Here is a 15,486-nt window from a genome sequence, read left to right on the forward strand (position 1 = left end):
TCAACGCTCGGTGATGCGGCCGTCGATGCGGGGCGACACCGTCCCCCGGTCGGTCAGGTGCTGGGCCATGATCTCCCACAGCAGCTTGCCGCCGGCCCCAGAAGAGGAGGAGGCGGAGGGGGAGGAAACGCCGGGCGACTTCAGCATGCTGTAGCCGTCGCCGCCCTGGGCCAGATAGGTGGGCAGGGCCACCGAATAGGTTGCGTTCGGGTCGAGCGGCTTGCCGCCCACCGTGACGGAGACGACGCGGCTGCCCGCCGGCTGCTTCAGGTCGTAGACCACCGCCATGTTGGACGGGTGGAGGAAACTGCCCTTCTGGTTGTTCACCCCGGCGGCGCTGACCTCCAGCGCCTCGCGCAGGGCCTTGCCGGTCAGCGGGACGGCGATGATGGAGTCGCGGAAGGGCAGTTCGCGCTGGATGTCGCGGCGGGTGAGCACGGTCCCCGCCTCATACTGGCGGTTGCCGCGGATGTTGCCGCCGTTGATGAAGGCCAGGTCAGTGTTGAAATGGCCGCGCATGGCGTCGGCGATCAGCGAGGCGAAGGCGTTCTCGCCGGTGCGCATCGCGGCGCGGCGGGTGTCGAGCGGGGTCGCCGTCGTCCCGATGGTGATGTCCAGCAGTTCCGACAGGCGGGTCAGATAGACGCCGACCCGCTTTTCCATCGCCGGATCCGGCGGCAGCCCGGCGAGCGGCACGATGTCGGCGCCGGTCAGCGCGGGCGGCGCCTTGCCGTCGCCGTCCAGCCGCAGGACGAAGGCCGATCCCTTCACGTTGACATGGACGCCGAAGACTTTTCCATTGCCGTCCTCCAGCACGTCCTTGCCGCTGGCGGAGAGTTGGAGCAGCGCATCGATGGCGGGCTCGCCGCGCAGCGCCTCCACCGCCTCCGGGGCGTTGTCCAGGATGGCGACCACATAAACGGCCCCCTGCGCGCGCAGGGCGCGGGCCTCGGCGGCGATCGTGGCGGGCGGGCGCACCTCAATGTCCGGCACGATGTACTGGACCGTCAGTTCCGGCGAGATCGCCGAGACCACCCCGATCTTGCCCACGGGCGTATCGAGCAGCGCCGACGGTTCCAGCCCCTCCATCACCTTGCCGGTGTTGCGGTCGATGGTGTTGGCGCTGACGAAGGGGAAGCGCGCCTCGTAGCTGCGCAGCGTCAGCTCATCCTTGCCAAAGCCGAGATCGCGCTTGGTCACCGCCATCATGTCGGGCTGAAGCTCGTTCAGCAGGTCGATCATGTGGGCGCCCCGGTCAAAGGTGGACAGAACACCCGCGGCCAGCGACGCACCGCCGTGCAGGAACAGGGTGCCGCCCTCCGCCCGCTTGGTGCGCAGCAGAGTGGCGAGGTTGGCGAGACCGCCCTCGCCTTCCACCGGCTCGATATCGGCCATCGTCGAGGTGAAGACGATCGACAGCTCCGCCGCCGACGCGGCCGGCGCGATGGCGCCGAGCGCCGCGACGGTGCAGGCGGCCATGACGGCACGCCAGCCGGAAAAACGCCCCGTCTCCCCATTGCCGCGCTTCGGCATGGTTACCCCCTTCTGCCATCCCTGTTCCTTCAGGATGGTTCTTCCCGTATTCGGGCGGGGGAGTTCAAGGCATATCCATGCATGCCCGGGAACATTCCGGTGACAAAATCCCCTGCCGGAACAAGGACAAAGGGAACAAGCGGATCAGGCCGCCTCGTCCTGCCAGGGATAGGCCAGCGGAACCTCGCGGAAGGCGAAACGGTCGAGGTGGCGCTCCAGCGCGCCCTTGAGGGCTGACAGATGCTCGGCGGAGCTGGCGACCAGCCGGCACTCCAGCGCGTCCGGCCGGGCCTGGAGCGTCAGGGTGGCGTCGCCCGGCCAGTCGGCGCCGCGGGCGTTGTGCGGGAAGACGACACTCCCCGCCTCCGGCGTGTACGCCACCGTCAGATTGTGCGCCCAATGCTTGCAAAGCTGTTGGAGGTAGCGGCTGCCGTTCGGGGTCGGGACGCGGACGCTGCTGGCGTGTCTCATGATGATCCTTCGCTGCGGTGACGGTGTGTTCAAGGAAGACGTTCAATGCGCTGGGCCGCCTCGTCGAGGATTGAGACGGCAGCGTGCACCGTATCGGCGTCGACGCCCTCGCGCCCCAGCCGGTGCATCAACACGGCCTTCAAATTCTCCATGGCGCGGCGGATCGGGGCGCCGTCGGTGTGGGCCCGCCGGGTCGCCAGGGCGGCAAGGCGGGCGAACAGCGCCTCGACGGTGGCCGCGTCCTGGGCGAGCTGGGCGGTGCCGTCCTGGGTCACGGCGAAGGGCTTGCGCGCGCCGTCGGCATCCGCCTTGGCGATGTGACCCATCTCCTCCAGAAGCGACAGCGTCGGGTAGATCACGCCGGGGCTCGGCACATAGCCGCCACCGGTCAGCTCCTCGACGGCGCGGATCAGGTCGTAGCCGTGCCGCGGCTCGTCGGCGATCAGCCGCAGCAGGACCAGCCGCAGCTCCGGCGCCTCGAAGACGCCGCGCCGGCCGCCGCGGCCACCCCGCCGCTCGTGACGCTCATGGCTCCAGCCGTCCCCCACGGCGTGGCGCCCACCGCCATGACGGGGACCGCCGCTATGGGGACCGTCGCCGTGCGGACCTGGATGATGGCGGCGCATCCGGCCGCACCAGGGATTCGGGAAAAACTTCATGACGGGTGTTCTCCTGTGTTTCGATATGTTCAAGATATATCGCAACATGTCGAAACACAAGCCCTCACACGGTCTTTTCCCCTCTCCCAACCTGGGGGAGGGAAAGCGGGAATCCTCAGCCACGCCCGTCAAGCATACTGCGAATGCGAGCAATTCGCATTGACGATCCGCCGCGTTCGGGACCACAGTGCGCCCGCCCATCCGGCATAGGCCGTCCCGGCAAAGTTGAAGGAGAGTCAAGGATGAAGCTGACCCGACGCCACGCCCTCGCCATGACCGCCGCCGTGGTCGGCCTCGCCGCCCTGGCTCCCATCCCGGGTTACGCTCAGGACATGACGGTGCGGCACGCGCAGGGCGAGACCCGGCTTCCCGCCAAGCTCGACCCCGTCCTGGTCTTCGACATGACCGCGCTGGACACGCTGGACGCGCTGGGCGTGGCGATCGCCGGGGTGCCCACGGGGCTGAAGCCGCCGCACCTCGCCAAGTATGACGGGCCGTCCTACGCGAAGATCGGCACGCTGTTCGAACCGGACTACGAGGCGGTGAACGCCGCCGAGCCCGGCCTGATCATCGCCGGCGGCCGGTCGGCCCCAAAATACGCCGAGCTGTCGCGCATCGCGCCGACGCTCGACATGACGACCGACCAGACCGACTTCCTGAACAGCGCCATCGCCAACGCTGAGACGCTGGGCCGCATCTTCGGCAAGACCGCCGAGGTCAAGCAGAAGCTGGACCGGCTGCGCGCCTCCATCGCCGAGCTGAAGGCGGTGGCGGGCAACGCCGGTAAGGGCCTGCTGGTCCTGACCACCGGCGGCAAGATGAGCGCCTACGGGCCGGGGTCGCGCTTCGGCATTCTGCACACGGAGTTCGGCATCCAGCCGGCCGCCCCCGGCCTGAAGGTCGCCAACCATGGGCAGGCCATCTCCTTCGAATTCATCCTGGAGACCAACCCCGACTGGCTGTTCGTGATCGACCGCGACGCCGCCATCGGGCAGGACGGCAAGCCGGCCCGGCAGTTCCTCGACAACGACATCGTCCGCCGCACCACCGCCTGGCAGAAGAACCAGGTCGTCTATCTGAACGGCGGCAACTGGTACATCGTCGGCGGCGGGCTGTCGGCGCTCCAGCAGGATGTGGACGATCTCCTGGCGGCGCTGTCCAAGAAGTCCTGATCCGTGAAGACCCTGCCAATCGCCACGCTCCCGCTGGCGACCGTGGGCATCGGCCTGCTGGCCGTGTGGAGCCTGTTCGTCGGCGTCAGCGACGTGAGCCTCGCGACCCTGTTCGGCGGCGCCCCGGACCAAGCCACCCAGGTGCTGCTGGTCAGCCGGCTGCCCCGGACGCTGGCCCTGATCCTGGCCGGCGCCGCCATGGCGGTGTCGGGCCTGCTCCTCCAGATGCTGGTGCGCAACCGCTTCGTCGAGCCCTCGACCACCGGGACCGCGGAATCGGCCATCTTCGGCATGATGATGGTCTCGCTGCTGGCGCCGGAGATGCCGGTGTTCGGGCGCATGGCCGTCGCCAGCCTGTGCGCGCTGGCCGGGACGGGTCTGTTCCTGGCGATCCTGCGGCAGGTGCCGCTGCGCTCGCCGCTGGTGGTGCCGCTGGTCGGCATCATGCTGGGCGGGGTCATCACGGCGATGACCGAGTTCATCGCCTACCGCCAGGACCTGATCCAGTCGGTGCGCGGCTGGGAGACCGGAGACTTCTCCGCCATCCTGCTCGGCCGCTACGAGCTGCTGTGGCTGAGCGCCGCCCTGACCGGCGTCGCCTATCTGGCGGCGGACCGCTTCACCGTCGCCGGGATGGGGCGGGACGTCGCCACCAACCTGGGCATCGACCACCGCAAGGTGATGGCGCTGGGGCTGGTCATCGTGTCGATGACCACCGCGGCGGTGATCGCCACCTGCGGCATGATCCCCTTCCTGGGGCTGATCGTTCCCAACGTCGTCAGCCTCGTGCGCGGCGACAACATGCGCGGGTCCCTGCCCTGGGTCGCGCTGATGGGGGCCGGGCTGGTGCTGGCCTGCGACATCGCCGGGCGGCTGGTGATCCATCCCTACGAGATCCCGATCGGGACGATGATGGGGGTCATCGGCAGCGCCCTGTTCCTCTACCTGCTGCTGCGGAGGAACGGCCATGCCGGCTGACCGCCGCATCCTCTCGCCGACGGTCGTCCTGGGCGGCCTGTCGGCGCTGACCCTGCTGTCGATCGCGCTGTTCATGACGCTGGGCGCGCGCGGCAAGTGGGACTTCATCCTGGCCTTCCGCGGCACCAAGGTCGCTGCGATGGTGCTGGTCGGCTACGCCGTCGCCGTGTCGACCGTCCTGTTCCAGACGATCACCAACAACCGCATCCTCACCCCGTCAGTGATGGGCTTCGACCATCTCTACCGGATGATCCAGACGGTGCTGGTCTTCCAGTTCGGCAGCGGGCTGGTGGCGTCGCTCGATCCGCGGCTGCGCTTCGGGGTGGAGGTGGCGTCAATGGTCGTCTTCTCCGGCCTGCTCTACTGGTGGCTGTTCAACGGGGCCGGGCGCGGCGACAACCGGCGCAGCCTGCATCTGCTGCTCCTCGTCGGCATCGTGTTCGGCGTGCTGTTCCGCAGCCTGACCAGCTTTCTTCAGCGCATCATCGACCCCAACGAGTTCCTGACGGTGCAGGACCGGCTGTTCGCCAACTTCAACCGGGTGGACGTCGAGCTGCTGACGGTGTCGGCGCTGGTGGTGCTGGCGGTGTCGCTGGCCGGCTGGCGGTGGCGGCGCACCTTCGACGTGCTGGCGCTGGGGCGCGACGCCGCGATCAACCTCGGCGTGGAGCACCGGCGCGCGGTGATGGCGGTGCTGGTGATGGTGTCCATCCTGGTGTCGGTGTCCACGGCGCTGGTCGGGCCGATCACCTTCTTCGGGCTGCTGGTCGCCAACCTCGCCTATCTGGTGGTCCGCTCGCACCGGCACGCGCTGATCCTGCCGGCCGCGGTGCTGCTCGCCGTGCTGACTCTGGTCGCCGGCCAGCTCGTGCTGGAGCGGGTGTTCGGCTACAACGCCGCGCTCAGCATCGTCATCGAGTTCGTGGGCGGTCTCGCCTTCCTGTTCATCCTGGTGCGGGGTTCGGCCCGATGATCGACGTCAAGAACATCACGAAGCGCTACAACGGCACCGTCGTCGTGGACGGGGTGTCCCTGTCCCTGCCGGCGGGCGGGGTGATCTCGCTGATCGGGGCGAACGGGGCCGGCAAGTCGACGCTGCTGTCGATCATCAGCCGCCTGCTGCCGATGTCCTCGGGCACGGTCGCGGTCGACGGGCTGGACGTGACCACCACGCCGGGCGAGGTGCTGGCCCGCCGCCTGTCCATCCTGCGCCAGGACAACCAGATCATGTCCCGCCTGACGGTGGAGGACCTCGTCGCCTTCGGCCGCTACCCGCACAGCAAGGGCCGCCTGACCGACGCCGACCGCAAGCACATCCGCAACGCGCTGCGCTATCTGGACCTGGAGCCTCTGGCCGGCCGCTTCCTGGACGAGCTGTCGGGCGGCCAGCGCCAGCGCGCCTTCATCGCCATGGTGCTGTGCCAGGACACCGAATACATCCTGCTCGACGAGCCGTTGAACAACCTCGACGTCAAGCACGCCGTGGCGATGATGAAGCTGTTCCGCCGCACCGCCGACGAATTCGGCAAGACCATCGTGCTGGTGCTGCACGACATCAACTTCGCCTCCTGCTACTCCGACCGCATCGTCGCGATGCGCGAGGGCCGGGTGGTGCACCAGGGGCCGCCGGAGGTCATCATCACGCCCGAGGTGATCCGCGACGTCTACGGCGTCGAGGCCCAGGTGATGGAGAACGCCGGCCAGCGCATCGCGCTGTATTACCAGTAAGTTCTTTTCAAATGCGCGGCGGGTCGAAGATCACCGAACGGTCGATGTCGGCCAGCCGCGCCCGCCCGCTCAGCGCCATGGCGACCTCCAACTCGGTCTGAAGAATGGTCAGCATGTGGGCCACCCCCGCCATGCCGCCGACCGCCAGGGCGTGCAGCACCGGCTGGCCCACCAGCACCGCGTCGGCGCCCAGCGCCAGCGCCTTCAGGATGTCGGTGCCGCGCCGGATGCCGCCGTCGGCCAGGATGGGCAGGCGGCCCGCCGCGCGGGCGGCGACCAGCGGCAGCACCTCCGCCACCGCGGGCAGCGTGTCGAGCGTCCGCCCGCCATGGTTCGACACGATGATGCCCGCCGCCCCCGCCTCGATGGCGGGGTCGACGTCGTCGGGGTTCATGATCCCCTTCAGCAGCACCGGCAGCCGCGTCTCGGCGCACAGCCAGCGCACCGTGTCCCAGGTGGCGGCGGCGTGCAGCATGCCCTGGAAGACCGGGCTGCCGGGCCGCGGCGGGGTGAAGCTGTCCGGCGCCAGACCGGCCAGATTGACCGGGGCGATGCCGTCCGGCAGGCGGAAGCCGGCGCGCTGCTCGATGTTGCGCAGGCCGCTGACCGGCGCGTCCACCGTCAGCACCAGCGCGCGGTAGCCAGCGGCTTCCGCCCGCCGCACCAGGGCCAGCGTGTCCTCCGGCCGCGGCTGGGTGTAGAGTTGGAACCACAGCGGCCCGCCGGCGACCGCCGCGACCTCCTCCAGCGTCACGCTGGACTGGGTGCTGACGGTCATCCAGGTGCCGGTGAGGCCAGCCGCCTGGGCGGTGGCCCGCTCCCCGTCGCGATGGACCAGCCGGTGGAAGGCCATCGGCGCGATCAGGATGGGATAGGGCATGGCCTGCCCGAACAGGCTCGTCGCCGCGCTGGCCCCCGACAGGTCGCGCAACGCCCGCGGCATCAGGCGCATCCGGTCGTAGGCGTCGCGGTTGGCCTGCCGGGTGATGCCGTCCGCCCCGGTCCCCGCGATGTAGGCGCGGGTCGCCGCATCGACGCGGGCGGTGAAGTGGCGCTCGTAGTCGTAGAGCGAGACGGTGTCGGCGGGAACGCTCATCGCGGGTGTCCTCAAAGATTGTCCCCTCTCCCCTCCGGGGAGAGGGTTAGGGTGAGGGGGTTGCGCGTGGCGAGACGTCCGGCACAAGCGCATCCCCCTCACCGGCCCTCCGGGCCACCCTCTCCCCAGAGGGGAGAGGGTTATTAAGAACAGCCCTCAGCCAACTCGCTTGCCCGTCGCGCCAACGCGCGCAGGCGCGGGTCGGGCTGGTCGGCCAGGGCGGCGGCCATGCCGCGGTAAAAGTCGGGGAAGCCGGTCTCCAGCGCCCGCGCGAACCACGCCAGCGCCTCCTCCGTCCGCCCGTCCTGGAGCAGCAGCCGGGCGTGGTTGAAGCGGCCCCAGCAGTCCCCGCCCTCGGCGGCGGCCTGGAAGAGCTGGCGGGCGCCCGCCCCGTCCTCGGCCACCGCGCGCCCGGCCTCGTGGAACAGGCCCAGCATGTTCAGCGCCTTCACGTTGCCTCCGCGCGCCGCGGCGGCGTAGAGCCGGTAGGCTTCGGTGTCGTCCGCCGGAACGCCCAGGCCGCGGCAATGCAGGTCGGCCAGATTGAACAACGCCCACGCATCGCCCAGCTCGGCCGCCCGGCGGTAATGGGCGGCGGCCAGGACGGGATCGGCGGGCACGCCCCAGCCGTGCTCGTGGCAGCGTCCCAGCATGTTGACGGCGCGGGCGTCGCCGCTGCGGGCGGCGATGCGGAACCACTCCACCGCCTGCGCCCGCTCGGCCCCGCCACGGTCGAGGCACTGCTGCCCCAGGGCGAGCTGCACGTCGATGATGTCCGGACCCTCCGCGGGAAGGGCCGCCGCAACACCGCTCATCACACCTCCGCCCAGCGCCGCAGCAGGTTGTGGTAGTGGTTGACCAGGGCCAGCACGGACAGGTGCTGGTCGCCCAGTTCCCGGCGCAGGTCGATGATCGCGACGTCGAGGTCGTAAAGCATCGCCCGCAGCCCATCGTCCTTGACCAGCGACTGCGTGAAGAAGAAGGAGGCCCAGCGCGAGCCGCGCGTCACCGGGGTCACCCGGTGCAGGCTGCTGGACGGATAAACCACCGCGTGCCCCGCCGGCAGCTTCACGCCCTTGGTGCCGTAGGTGTCCTCGACGACCAGATTGCCACCGTCATACTCGCCGGGATCGCTGAGGAAGATCGTGGTGGAGACGTCGGCCCGCATCCGCAGGCCGCCGGTGCCCGGAATGGCCCGGATGGCGTTGTCCACATGGTTGCCGTAGGTCATGTCCAGGTCGTAGCGGTTGAACATGGGCGGCAGGACGCGCAGCGGCAGGGCCGCGGAATTGAAGGCCGGGTTGCGCCCCAACGCCTTCAGGATGACCACGCCCAACTCGCGGGCGGTGTCGCTCTCCTCCGGGATCTGCAGGTTGTTCTTGGCCAGCACCGCCTGGGAGCCCGCGGTGACGCGCCCATCGACCCAGGGCGACGCCTCCAGCACGGCGCGGCAGTGGGCGACCTCGTCGGCGGTCAGAACGTCGGGGATTTGCAGAAGCACGGGGAGGAATCCTTTTGCAGAAGAAGGCCGGACCGGCCTCCGGAGGATGGTCCGGGAACGCGGTCCGGCCTGGCCGGGATCAGAAGGTGGCGCCGGCGGTCAGCATGAAGGTGCGGCCCGAGGCCGGCACCGCGCGCGAGGCGTTGAAGGCCGAGGCGTAGTTGCGGTGGTCGGTCAGGTTGTAGGCGTTGAGCGCCAGGGACAGGTTGTTGATCTCATAGGACACCACGCTGTCCAGCGAGACCGTCTCCGGCACGCGGCCGGTGTTGGCGCTGTCGGCCCAATATTCCGAGGCGTACTGGATGCCGCCGCCGACCATGACCTTGCCGGGCACGACGCCGGGGGCGAACTCGTAGGTCGACCACAGGCTGGCGTTGTGCTTCGGCACGTTCGGAGCCTCGTTGCCGACGACCGCCGCGTTGGTCCGCGACTCCTTGATCTCGCCGTCGAGGTAGGCGTAGCTGGCGTAGACGCTCCAGCCCTCGACCACCTTGCCGCTCACCCCGGCCTCGAAGCCGCGGATGCGGGTGCCGAGACCGGCCTCGGAGAAGCCGTCGGTGACCGTGCCGGTGGCCGGATCGACCGAGTAGGTGTTGCTCTTCTCGATCTGGAACAGGGCGCCGTTCAGACCCAGCCGCCCGCCGAGGAAGTCGGCCTTGCCGCCGATCTCGTAGAGGTCGGTCTTCTCCGGATCGAAGTCACGCCCGTTGCGCGGGGTCTCCGCCGTGCCGTTGGTGAGCTGCGCGGCGATGTCCACGCCGATCGGCTTGTTGGAGCGCGCGTAGGAGACATACAGCGACGCGTCCTTGGTCGGCTCGTAGATCAGGCTGGCCGACGGGCTGAGCGTCCGGGTGCTGGCGCTGCCGCCCGCCACCGCCGGGTCGGAGGCGCGGAAGGTGCTGCGGAAGTAATCCCAGCGCAGGCCGCCCTGCACCGACAGCTGCTCGAACAGCCACACGCGGTCGGTGATGAACAGGCCGGTGTTGGCGACGCTCGATTCACGCACGCCGGTCGCCGGGTAGGTGAGGAAGGCGTTGGCCGGGTAGTTGTGGCTGGGGTTGCGGATGGTCTGGGTGTTGGTGCGGTTGACCCAGCTGCCGCCGCGACGCTCGTCCTTCTGGTAGCTGAGGTCCAGGCCGCCGTTGACCTTGTGGTAGAGGCCGAGGAAGGTGCCCTCCGCCTTCGCGCCCGCGACGTTCTGGACGCCCCAGCCCTTCTGCTTGAAGGCAAGGCCGCCGCCGGCGCCGTAGGCGATCACCGGGTTGCCGCCGTTCAGGAAGAGCGTGCTGTTGGCCGCGGTCAGCGCGGTCGGGGTGGTGGAGACGAAATCGCGCTCGTAATGGCTGTAGCGGCTGTCGTTGTAGAAGGACAGGGTCTTGCTGACCTCATGCGCCAGGGTCGAGGTCACGACGTGGTTGTCGGTGTCGTCGCGGTCCTGGTTGCGGACGTAGGACGTGGACCGGTCGAGCCCGAACTCGGGCGCCGGACGGAACGTGCCGTCGCGGCCGCGGATCATCGGCACGCCCATGTCCGGAATCTTGTCGCCGTCGAGGTACGAGTAGTTCAGGTGCCAGGTCGTCGGGGTGCCCAGCCCCACGCCCAGATCGGCGGCGATGCCCTTGCGCTTGGCCTCGACCTTGTCGCGGTCGGCGACGTCCTGGTCGTGGTACAGGCCGTTGATGCGCAGCGCCGTCGTCTCGTTGATCGGCTGGTTCACGTCCACCGTGGTGCGGTAGGTGGGGCCGGAGCCGACCGACTGCTCGACCTTGTAGCGCTTGTCCAGCCCGGCCTTCTTGGTGCCCTGGTTGATGACGCCGCCGGAGTTGCCGACGCCGAAGCCGTTGCCCGACGGCCCCTTGAAGACCTGCACCGTCTCGGTGTTGAAGACGTCGTGGGTGTAGACGCCGAAGTCCTTCAGGCCGTCGGTGTAGATGTCGCCGCGGGCGGTCAGGCCGCGGATGCGGAACTGGTCGCCGTTCTGGCCGCCGTTGCCCTCACCGGTCGAGATGGTGATGCCGGGGACGTTGCGCAGAACCTGCTCCAGCGTCGTGGCGCGCTGCTGCTCGATGATCTCTTCCGGAACGACGTTGACGACGCGGGGCGTGTCCTTGACCGTGTCGGGCAGACGGGAGATGCCGGTGGGCTTGGCGTTCACGTTGCCGCTGTCGGCCGGGCGGTCGGCGCCCACCCGCACCGGGTCGAGGACAGTGGCGGCGCCGGCCGCGGTGCCCGGCGCGGTCCCCGCGCCAGACCCGGCCCCCATTCCAGCCGTCTGAGCCTCGGCCACCGTCGCCAGGGTGGAGAAGGACATCGCCAGCCCCGCCGTCGCGGCGGCGCCGGCGATGATGGGTCGGAGGCGGTCGGGGACATTCGATTGCAACATGAGGCTCTCCCGAAAAGTCGTCGTGGCGGATGCGCCGATCAGCGGCGGGTATCTACCAAGCGGGGAGGCGCCCCCTTCAACGGCGATCATTCAGAATAATTCTAAATTGCAAAATCACCATCATTCAGCCCCAGTGCATGCAGGGATATGCTGTTTGTCGGAGGCTCATGGCGGGCCCACCGGCGGTTCGCATAGCGACCCGCCGGGGAGCACTTTCCTATTGTTTTTCAGTAATTTAAAACGCCTGTTCATGGGCTTGCACAGCCCTCGGCGGGGATGGGAGGGACTCGACTGTTGCGGCGCGGCAACATCGATAATAAGAATTATTCTCAATATGCTGAGCGGCCGCGGCTCGAACGTCTTTTATACGTCAGCCCGGAATCCGCACGGCCAGCGCCGTCTGGCCGAGACGGGCCTTCCAGAGCTGCTCGGCCAGCCGCAGGGCGTCGGCGAAGGCCGGCCCGGTGGCGCCGGGAAGGGCGAACAGGGCGAAGGCCGCAGTCCCGATGATGATCCGCTCGGCCCGCGTGTCACGCACGGCACCGGTCCACACACCCTGCCAATATTCCAGGCTGGTGCCGCGTGGGCGCGGTGTGGGCGGCGGCTCCTCCATGCAGGCGGGCAGGATGAGATCCTCCGCCTCGCCGTTGACCAGCCGGTGGATGGAGGAGGGGCGGAAGGGTGTGAACTGGGCGACGTCGCGCACGCTGCCCAGCACGGCCATGTGCTTCCAGCCGAGGATGCGGGCGGCGTCGCGGTGCAGTTCCCGATAGGTCGGCTTGGCCGCGCCCAGCAGGGAGGTCTTGGCCTTGGACGGCTTCAGCAGATGCACGGCCTCGAACACGGCGGAGCGGGTCTGGGTCAGCCGGTGCAGCCCGATCAGCCGGTAGATCTGCGGGGACAAGGCGGCGAGCGGGGCGTAGGCGATCCGCTGCGCCGCCAGCGCCGCCGCGATCTCCCGCGTGTTGGTGCAGACCGGGATGCCCACGGTGGGCGCGATGAACTCGTAACGGCCGGAGACCGTGCTGCAGCCCGTGCCGCCGTGCAGCAACACCCGATGGCCGGCCTGCGCGACCAGCCGCGCCGCGTGAAAGAACCAGGGCGGGTTGTGGTAGTTGGGCGAGGTGAAGCAGGGCCAGTCGATGTCCGCCTGGATCGTCCGGCCCAGCCCGGCGGCGACATGCGCCCGCATCGCCCGCACCAGTCCGGCCAGTTCCGGCGCGGTGGAGCCGCGCATCCGCATCATGCCGAGAAGCGCGCCGACCTGGACCGGATCGGCCTCGCCCGCCAGGATGATGGTCATCGCCTCCTCCGCCTCCTCGGCGGTCAGCGGGCGTCCGTGGCCGCCGCCGGCGATGCCCAGCACACCGATGTGGCGGGCCAGACGGTCCTGCGCGGTCGCGTCCGGCGCGATCCTCTCCAGTTTCGCGTCGATCTGCGCCGGCGAGGGCTGCCCCTCCAGCAGGCCGGCGGGCCGCACCTGAAGCGGCGGGGCGTCGATGCCGGTCGGCACGTTCCAGCGCGGATCGAAGGTTTCGTCAAGCGCCGGGCGCTCCGCCGACGGCTCGAACAAAGCGTCGATCCCACGGGCCAGCATCTGGACCCGCGGGCGCAACGCTTCGGCGAAGGGCGTGGGCACCAGGCCGCGGCCAGAGCGGATGAACAGGGGATCGCCGAACTCCTCGCGCATCTGCGCCAGGAGCCGGCTGAGCGCCGAGGTCTGAAGCCCAAGGTCGCGGGCGGCAAGCGTGACGTTGCGTTTCGACAGCAGCGCGTCCAGCGCGACGATCAACCGTCCGCGCGGCAGCCGGTTCTCCTGGTCGCGGGGAACGGCCTTGACCTGACCGGACGCCTCCGGTTTCGGCACCGGCACCGACGCTGGACAAGGCGCCGCGTCCTTCCTCTTGCCCATCATGTGAATTCAGCCCGAATGCGGTTGCTTGGCCGGTTCACGGCTGCATACCATGATAATGATACGCATTCGCATGCAAACGCAACACGCCTAGCCTTCCCCCAGCCCTCTCGGAAGAAGGGCCGGGGGGCTATGGAAACTCAGTCTTCGGACGCTGCGGGATTGGGGGCGGCGGCCTGCTCCGCCTGGATCCGCTCGACGATGCGGGTCAGCGCCGCCGCGTCCAGGGAACTGTCCATGTTCAGGTCCTGGGCAAACTTGCGGATCACGCCGATGGCGCGGCGCCGGGTCACGATCTCGATGTCACCCGGCCGCGTCCGCTCGACCACCGGCCCCTTGTAGTAGCCGCTGCCGACACGCCACTGGCGCTGGCCGTCCGCCCGCCATTTTGTGCCGTCGGACAGCACCATGCAGCGGTTGCCCTCGGTGAAGGCATCGACCGTGGCGATCCTCTCCGGGCCGGTCTGGCTGTTGTGGATCGTCACCTGATCCCCGACCCTGAACGCTGTCATTCTGTGATCTTCCTCATCTCGGTCAGTCGCTGTCCGACACCGGACCTCCGGAACGGAACCGCGCGCCCTGGTCGCTCTCGCGCCGCTCCTCCACCGCCGCCATCAGCCGCGACTTCGCGGTGGCGCGGCTGTCGAACGTCCCGTCCTCCGTCCTCTGGCCCGGCGGCTGGCTCCGCGCGGCGGAGCGCACGCCGTTCAACGCCGCCAGGAAACCGGTGGCCGGACGCATCGTCCTGCCGCCGCGCAAGCCGGGCGGCGGGCCCGCTGACGGCGCCAAGGGCGGCAACGCCGGGGGTTGCGGCTTCGCTGCGGCGACGGGAACCATGTCGACCTCCACCTCCTCATGCGGCGCCCGCCGTTCGGCGGCCTCGGCATGGGCGAGGCTGGTGGCGCGCTCCACGACCATCGTCCGGCATTCGCCGTCCAGCGTTTCGTAAACGCGCTTGGCCTCGTTCAGTTCATGCAGGTCTTCCGTTTCCAGCGTGCGGTCCAGCGCGCTGGAGAGCAGCCGGAACTCCAGCACACCCGGCACCCGTGCCTCGTCCACGGCGCGCTTCAGCACGCCGACGGCTTGCAGGGTTTCACGGTCTAGTGCGCCTTCGGACATCGACATGCTGTGGGTTGAACGGCGGGATCACCCGAAATATCGGCTGAGGCCGGGCGGGGTCAAGTGCGATCCGGCACCGGTCCGGCTTCACCCTCCGGTTCGACGGCACCGCGTCTTTGCAGCCACAGGGCGACGAGCCAGCACAGCGTCGCCCAGCCCGCCCCGACGCACCAGCCGGCCAGGACGTCGGTCGGCCAATGGACGCCCAGATAAATGCGGCTGAACCCGACCAGCAGGGTCACCGCCATCGCCACGACGAGCACATAAGCCTTCTGCCGCCTCCCCTCGACAAAGCGCGCCAGCATCGCGCCCAACGTCAGGAAAACGACCGCCGACAGCAGCGAATGGCCGCTTGGGAAACTGGCGGTGAAGACGATGTCACCGTGGGGGACGATGTCCGGACGCTCCCGCCCGATCTGGTTCTTCAACAGGCCGCTGATCGCCATGCCGCCGCCGACCGACAGCAGCACCAGGAGCGACGCCCCGCGCTTTCCCCGAAGCAGCAGGAAGCCCACCGTCACCGCGGTGATCAGCGACAGCACGGTGATGCTGCCCAGCGCCGTGATGTCGCGGGCCGCGTTGTGAAGCCAGGGCGGCCCCAACGGCGTCGTTGGATCGCCGGCCACCCGCAACGCCATCAGCACAGCACGGTCGAAGGCCGCCGTCTCGCCCTCGATCACTTCGCCCGCCAGCAGGGCGAAGGCCAGGATCAGCCCGGCGCTGACCGCCATGCCGACGAGAAGCCTCAATTCGTGCCGGCCGAGCCTCGTCCAGAAGCCGGGTGTCCTCAATCCTGCCAGCGCCATCGCCCGCCCCATGCCTCCCGTCCGTCGCAGACCGGTTATGGGAACGCCGGCCTCCGGGGAAAAGGTCCGCCGGACCGGAACGGGTACGACCAAGCGGTCACACCATAAACATAAAGATATCTTTATGC

General features: G+C 69.2%; 15 protein-coding genes. 4 read left to right on the forward strand and 11 right to left on the reverse strand.

The window, feature by feature from the left end; translation table 11 throughout:
• The 3 genes from AMK58_RS20835 to AMK58_RS20845 form a co-directional block, all read right to left on the reverse strand.
• Window positions 1-1,533, reverse strand: a complete 1,533-nt coding sequence (locus tag AMK58_RS20835; RefSeq protein ID WP_035678109.1) for a bifunctional metallophosphatase/5'-nucleotidase — start codon at window positions 1,531-1,533, stop codon at window positions 1-3.
• A gap of 144 nt (window positions 1,534-1,677) precedes the next feature.
• The gene (locus tag AMK58_RS20840) at window positions 1,678-2,004 is read right to left on the reverse strand and encodes a DUF2218 domain-containing protein (protein WP_035678106.1); all 327 of its coding nucleotides are present in this window, start codon (window positions 2,002-2,004) and stop codon (window positions 1,678-1,680) included.
• A 29-nt stretch (window positions 2,005-2,033) separates the two neighbouring features.
• Entirely contained in the window at window positions 2,034-2,663 is a 630-nt protein-coding gene (locus AMK58_RS20845) for a PadR family transcriptional regulator (RefSeq protein WP_236778255.1), read from the reverse strand.
• Window positions 2,664-2,905: 242 nt separating this feature from the next.
• Here AMK58_RS20845 and AMK58_RS20850 point away from each other — a divergent pair, with 242 nt between their 5' ends.
• Genes AMK58_RS20850 through AMK58_RS20865 form a run of 4 tightly spaced genes read left to right on the forward strand, consistent with a single transcriptional unit; the run spans window position 2,906 to window position 6,541 of the window.
• Window positions 2,906-3,835 carry a siderophore ABC transporter substrate-binding protein gene (locus AMK58_RS20850; RefSeq protein WP_035678103.1) on the forward strand — a complete coding sequence of 310 codons (930 nt, stop codon included), beginning with the start codon at window positions 2,906-2,908 and terminating at the stop codon, window positions 3,833-3,835.
• A 12-nt stretch (window positions 3,836-3,847) separates the two neighbouring features.
• On the forward strand, window positions 3,848-4,813 hold the full coding sequence (locus tag AMK58_RS20855) for an ABC transporter permease (protein ID WP_301340876.1): 966 nt from the start codon (window positions 3,848-3,850) through the stop codon (window positions 4,811-4,813).
• A complete protein-coding gene (locus AMK58_RS20860) occupies window positions 4,803-5,786 on the forward strand; it encodes an iron chelate uptake ABC transporter family permease subunit (protein WP_035678100.1) in 984 nt (327 codons plus the stop codon). Before AMK58_RS20855 ends, AMK58_RS20860 begins: the two co-directional genes overlap by 11 nt.
• On the forward strand, window positions 5,783-6,541 hold the full coding sequence (locus AMK58_RS20865; RefSeq protein WP_035678097.1) for an iron ABC transporter ATP-binding protein: 759 nt from the start codon (window positions 5,783-5,785) through the stop codon (window positions 6,539-6,541). The genes AMK58_RS20860 and AMK58_RS20865 overlap by 4 nt, the downstream gene beginning before the upstream one ends.
• A gap of 7 nt (window positions 6,542-6,548) precedes the next feature.
• On the opposite strand, the gene AMK58_RS20870 is transcribed toward AMK58_RS20865, so the two are convergent.
• The 8 genes from AMK58_RS20870 to AMK58_RS20905 form a co-directional block, all read right to left on the reverse strand.
• On the reverse strand, window positions 6,549-7,637 hold the full coding sequence (locus AMK58_RS20870) for an alpha-hydroxy acid oxidase (RefSeq protein WP_035678089.1): 1,089 nt from the start codon (window positions 7,635-7,637) through the stop codon (window positions 6,549-6,551).
• Window positions 7,638-7,780: 143 nt separating this feature from the next.
• On the reverse strand, window positions 7,781-8,452 hold the full coding sequence (locus tag AMK58_RS20875; RefSeq protein WP_035678087.1) for a tetratricopeptide repeat protein: 672 nt from the start codon (window positions 8,450-8,452) through the stop codon (window positions 7,781-7,783).
• A complete protein-coding gene (locus AMK58_RS20880) occupies window positions 8,452-9,138 on the reverse strand; it encodes a Fe2+-dependent dioxygenase (protein WP_035678085.1) in 687 nt (228 codons plus the stop codon). The genes AMK58_RS20875 and AMK58_RS20880 overlap by 1 nt, the downstream gene beginning before the upstream one ends.
• Window positions 9,139-9,217: 79 nt before the next feature.
• Window positions 9,218-11,521: a TonB-dependent receptor gene (locus AMK58_RS20885; protein ID WP_051140564.1), complete on the reverse strand. Its 2,304-nt coding sequence runs from the start codon at window positions 11,519-11,521 to the stop codon at window positions 9,218-9,220.
• 370 nt (window positions 11,522-11,891) lie between these two features.
• Window positions 11,892-13,436, reverse strand: coding sequence for a glycosyl transferase family protein (locus tag AMK58_RS20890; RefSeq protein WP_035678082.1), 1,545 nt, complete (start codon window positions 13,434-13,436; stop codon window positions 11,892-11,894).
• A gap of 137 nt (window positions 13,437-13,573) precedes the next feature.
• Window positions 13,574-13,945 carry a hypothetical protein gene (locus AMK58_RS20895; RefSeq protein WP_035678079.1) on the reverse strand — a complete coding sequence of 124 codons (372 nt, stop codon included), beginning with the start codon at window positions 13,943-13,945 and terminating at the stop codon, window positions 13,574-13,576.
• A gap of 22 nt (window positions 13,946-13,967) precedes the next feature.
• Complete coding sequence (locus AMK58_RS20900) at window positions 13,968-14,558, reverse strand: hypothetical protein (RefSeq protein WP_051140563.1); 591 nt, start codon at window positions 14,556-14,558, stop codon at window positions 13,968-13,970.
• Between the two features lie 53 nt (window positions 14,559-14,611).
• Window positions 14,612-15,370 carry a phosphatase PAP2 family protein gene (locus AMK58_RS20905; protein ID WP_079285593.1) on the reverse strand — a complete coding sequence of 253 codons (759 nt, stop codon included), beginning with the start codon at window positions 15,368-15,370 and terminating at the stop codon, window positions 14,612-14,614.
• Window positions 15,371-15,486: the final 116 nt, after the last annotated feature.

The organism is Azospirillum brasilense (genome assembly GCF_001315015.1).
Lineage (GTDB): Bacteria > Pseudomonadota > Alphaproteobacteria > Azospirillales > Azospirillaceae > Azospirillum > Azospirillum brasilense.

Coding starts and splice junctions, on each gene's coding strand:
- AMK58_RS20890 (WP_035678082.1), bottom strand. CDS start 13,436: ATGATGGGCAAGAGGAAGGACGCGGCGCCTTGTCCAGCGTCGGTGCCG.
- AMK58_RS20865 (WP_035678097.1), top strand. CDS start 5,783: ATGATCGACGTCAAGAACATCACGAAGCGCTACAACGGCACCGTCGTC.
- AMK58_RS20875 (WP_035678087.1), bottom strand. CDS start 8,452: ATGAGCGGTGTTGCGGCGGCCCTTCCCGCGGAGGGTCCGGACATCATC.
- AMK58_RS20870 (WP_035678089.1), bottom strand. CDS start 7,637: ATGAGCGTTCCCGCCGACACCGTCTCGCTCTACGACTACGAGCGCCAC.
- AMK58_RS20835 (WP_035678109.1), bottom strand. CDS start 1,533: ATGCCGAAGCGCGGCAATGGGGAGACGGGGCGTTTTTCCGGCTGGCGT.
- AMK58_RS20860 (WP_035678100.1), top strand. CDS start 4,803: ATGCCGGCTGACCGCCGCATCCTCTCGCCGACGGTCGTCCTGGGCGGC.
- AMK58_RS20905 (WP_079285593.1), bottom strand. CDS start 15,370: ATGGGGCGGGCGATGGCGCTGGCAGGATTGAGGACACCCGGCTTCTGG.
- AMK58_RS20895 (WP_035678079.1), bottom strand. CDS start 13,945: ATGACAGCGTTCAGGGTCGGGGATCAGGTGACGATCCACAACAGCCAG.
- AMK58_RS20850 (WP_035678103.1), top strand. CDS start 2,906: ATGAAGCTGACCCGACGCCACGCCCTCGCCATGACCGCCGCCGTGGTC.
- AMK58_RS20900 (WP_051140563.1), bottom strand. CDS start 14,558: ATGTCGATGTCCGAAGGCGCACTAGACCGTGAAACCCTGCAAGCCGTC.
- AMK58_RS20845 (WP_236778255.1), bottom strand. CDS start 2,663: ATGAAGTTTTTCCCGAATCCCTGGTGCGGCCGGATGCGCCGCCATCAT.
- AMK58_RS20885 (WP_051140564.1), bottom strand. CDS start 11,521: ATGTTGCAATCGAATGTCCCCGACCGCCTCCGACCCATCATCGCCGGC.
- AMK58_RS20840 (WP_035678106.1), bottom strand. CDS start 2,004: ATGAGACACGCCAGCAGCGTCCGCGTCCCGACCCCGAACGGCAGCCGC.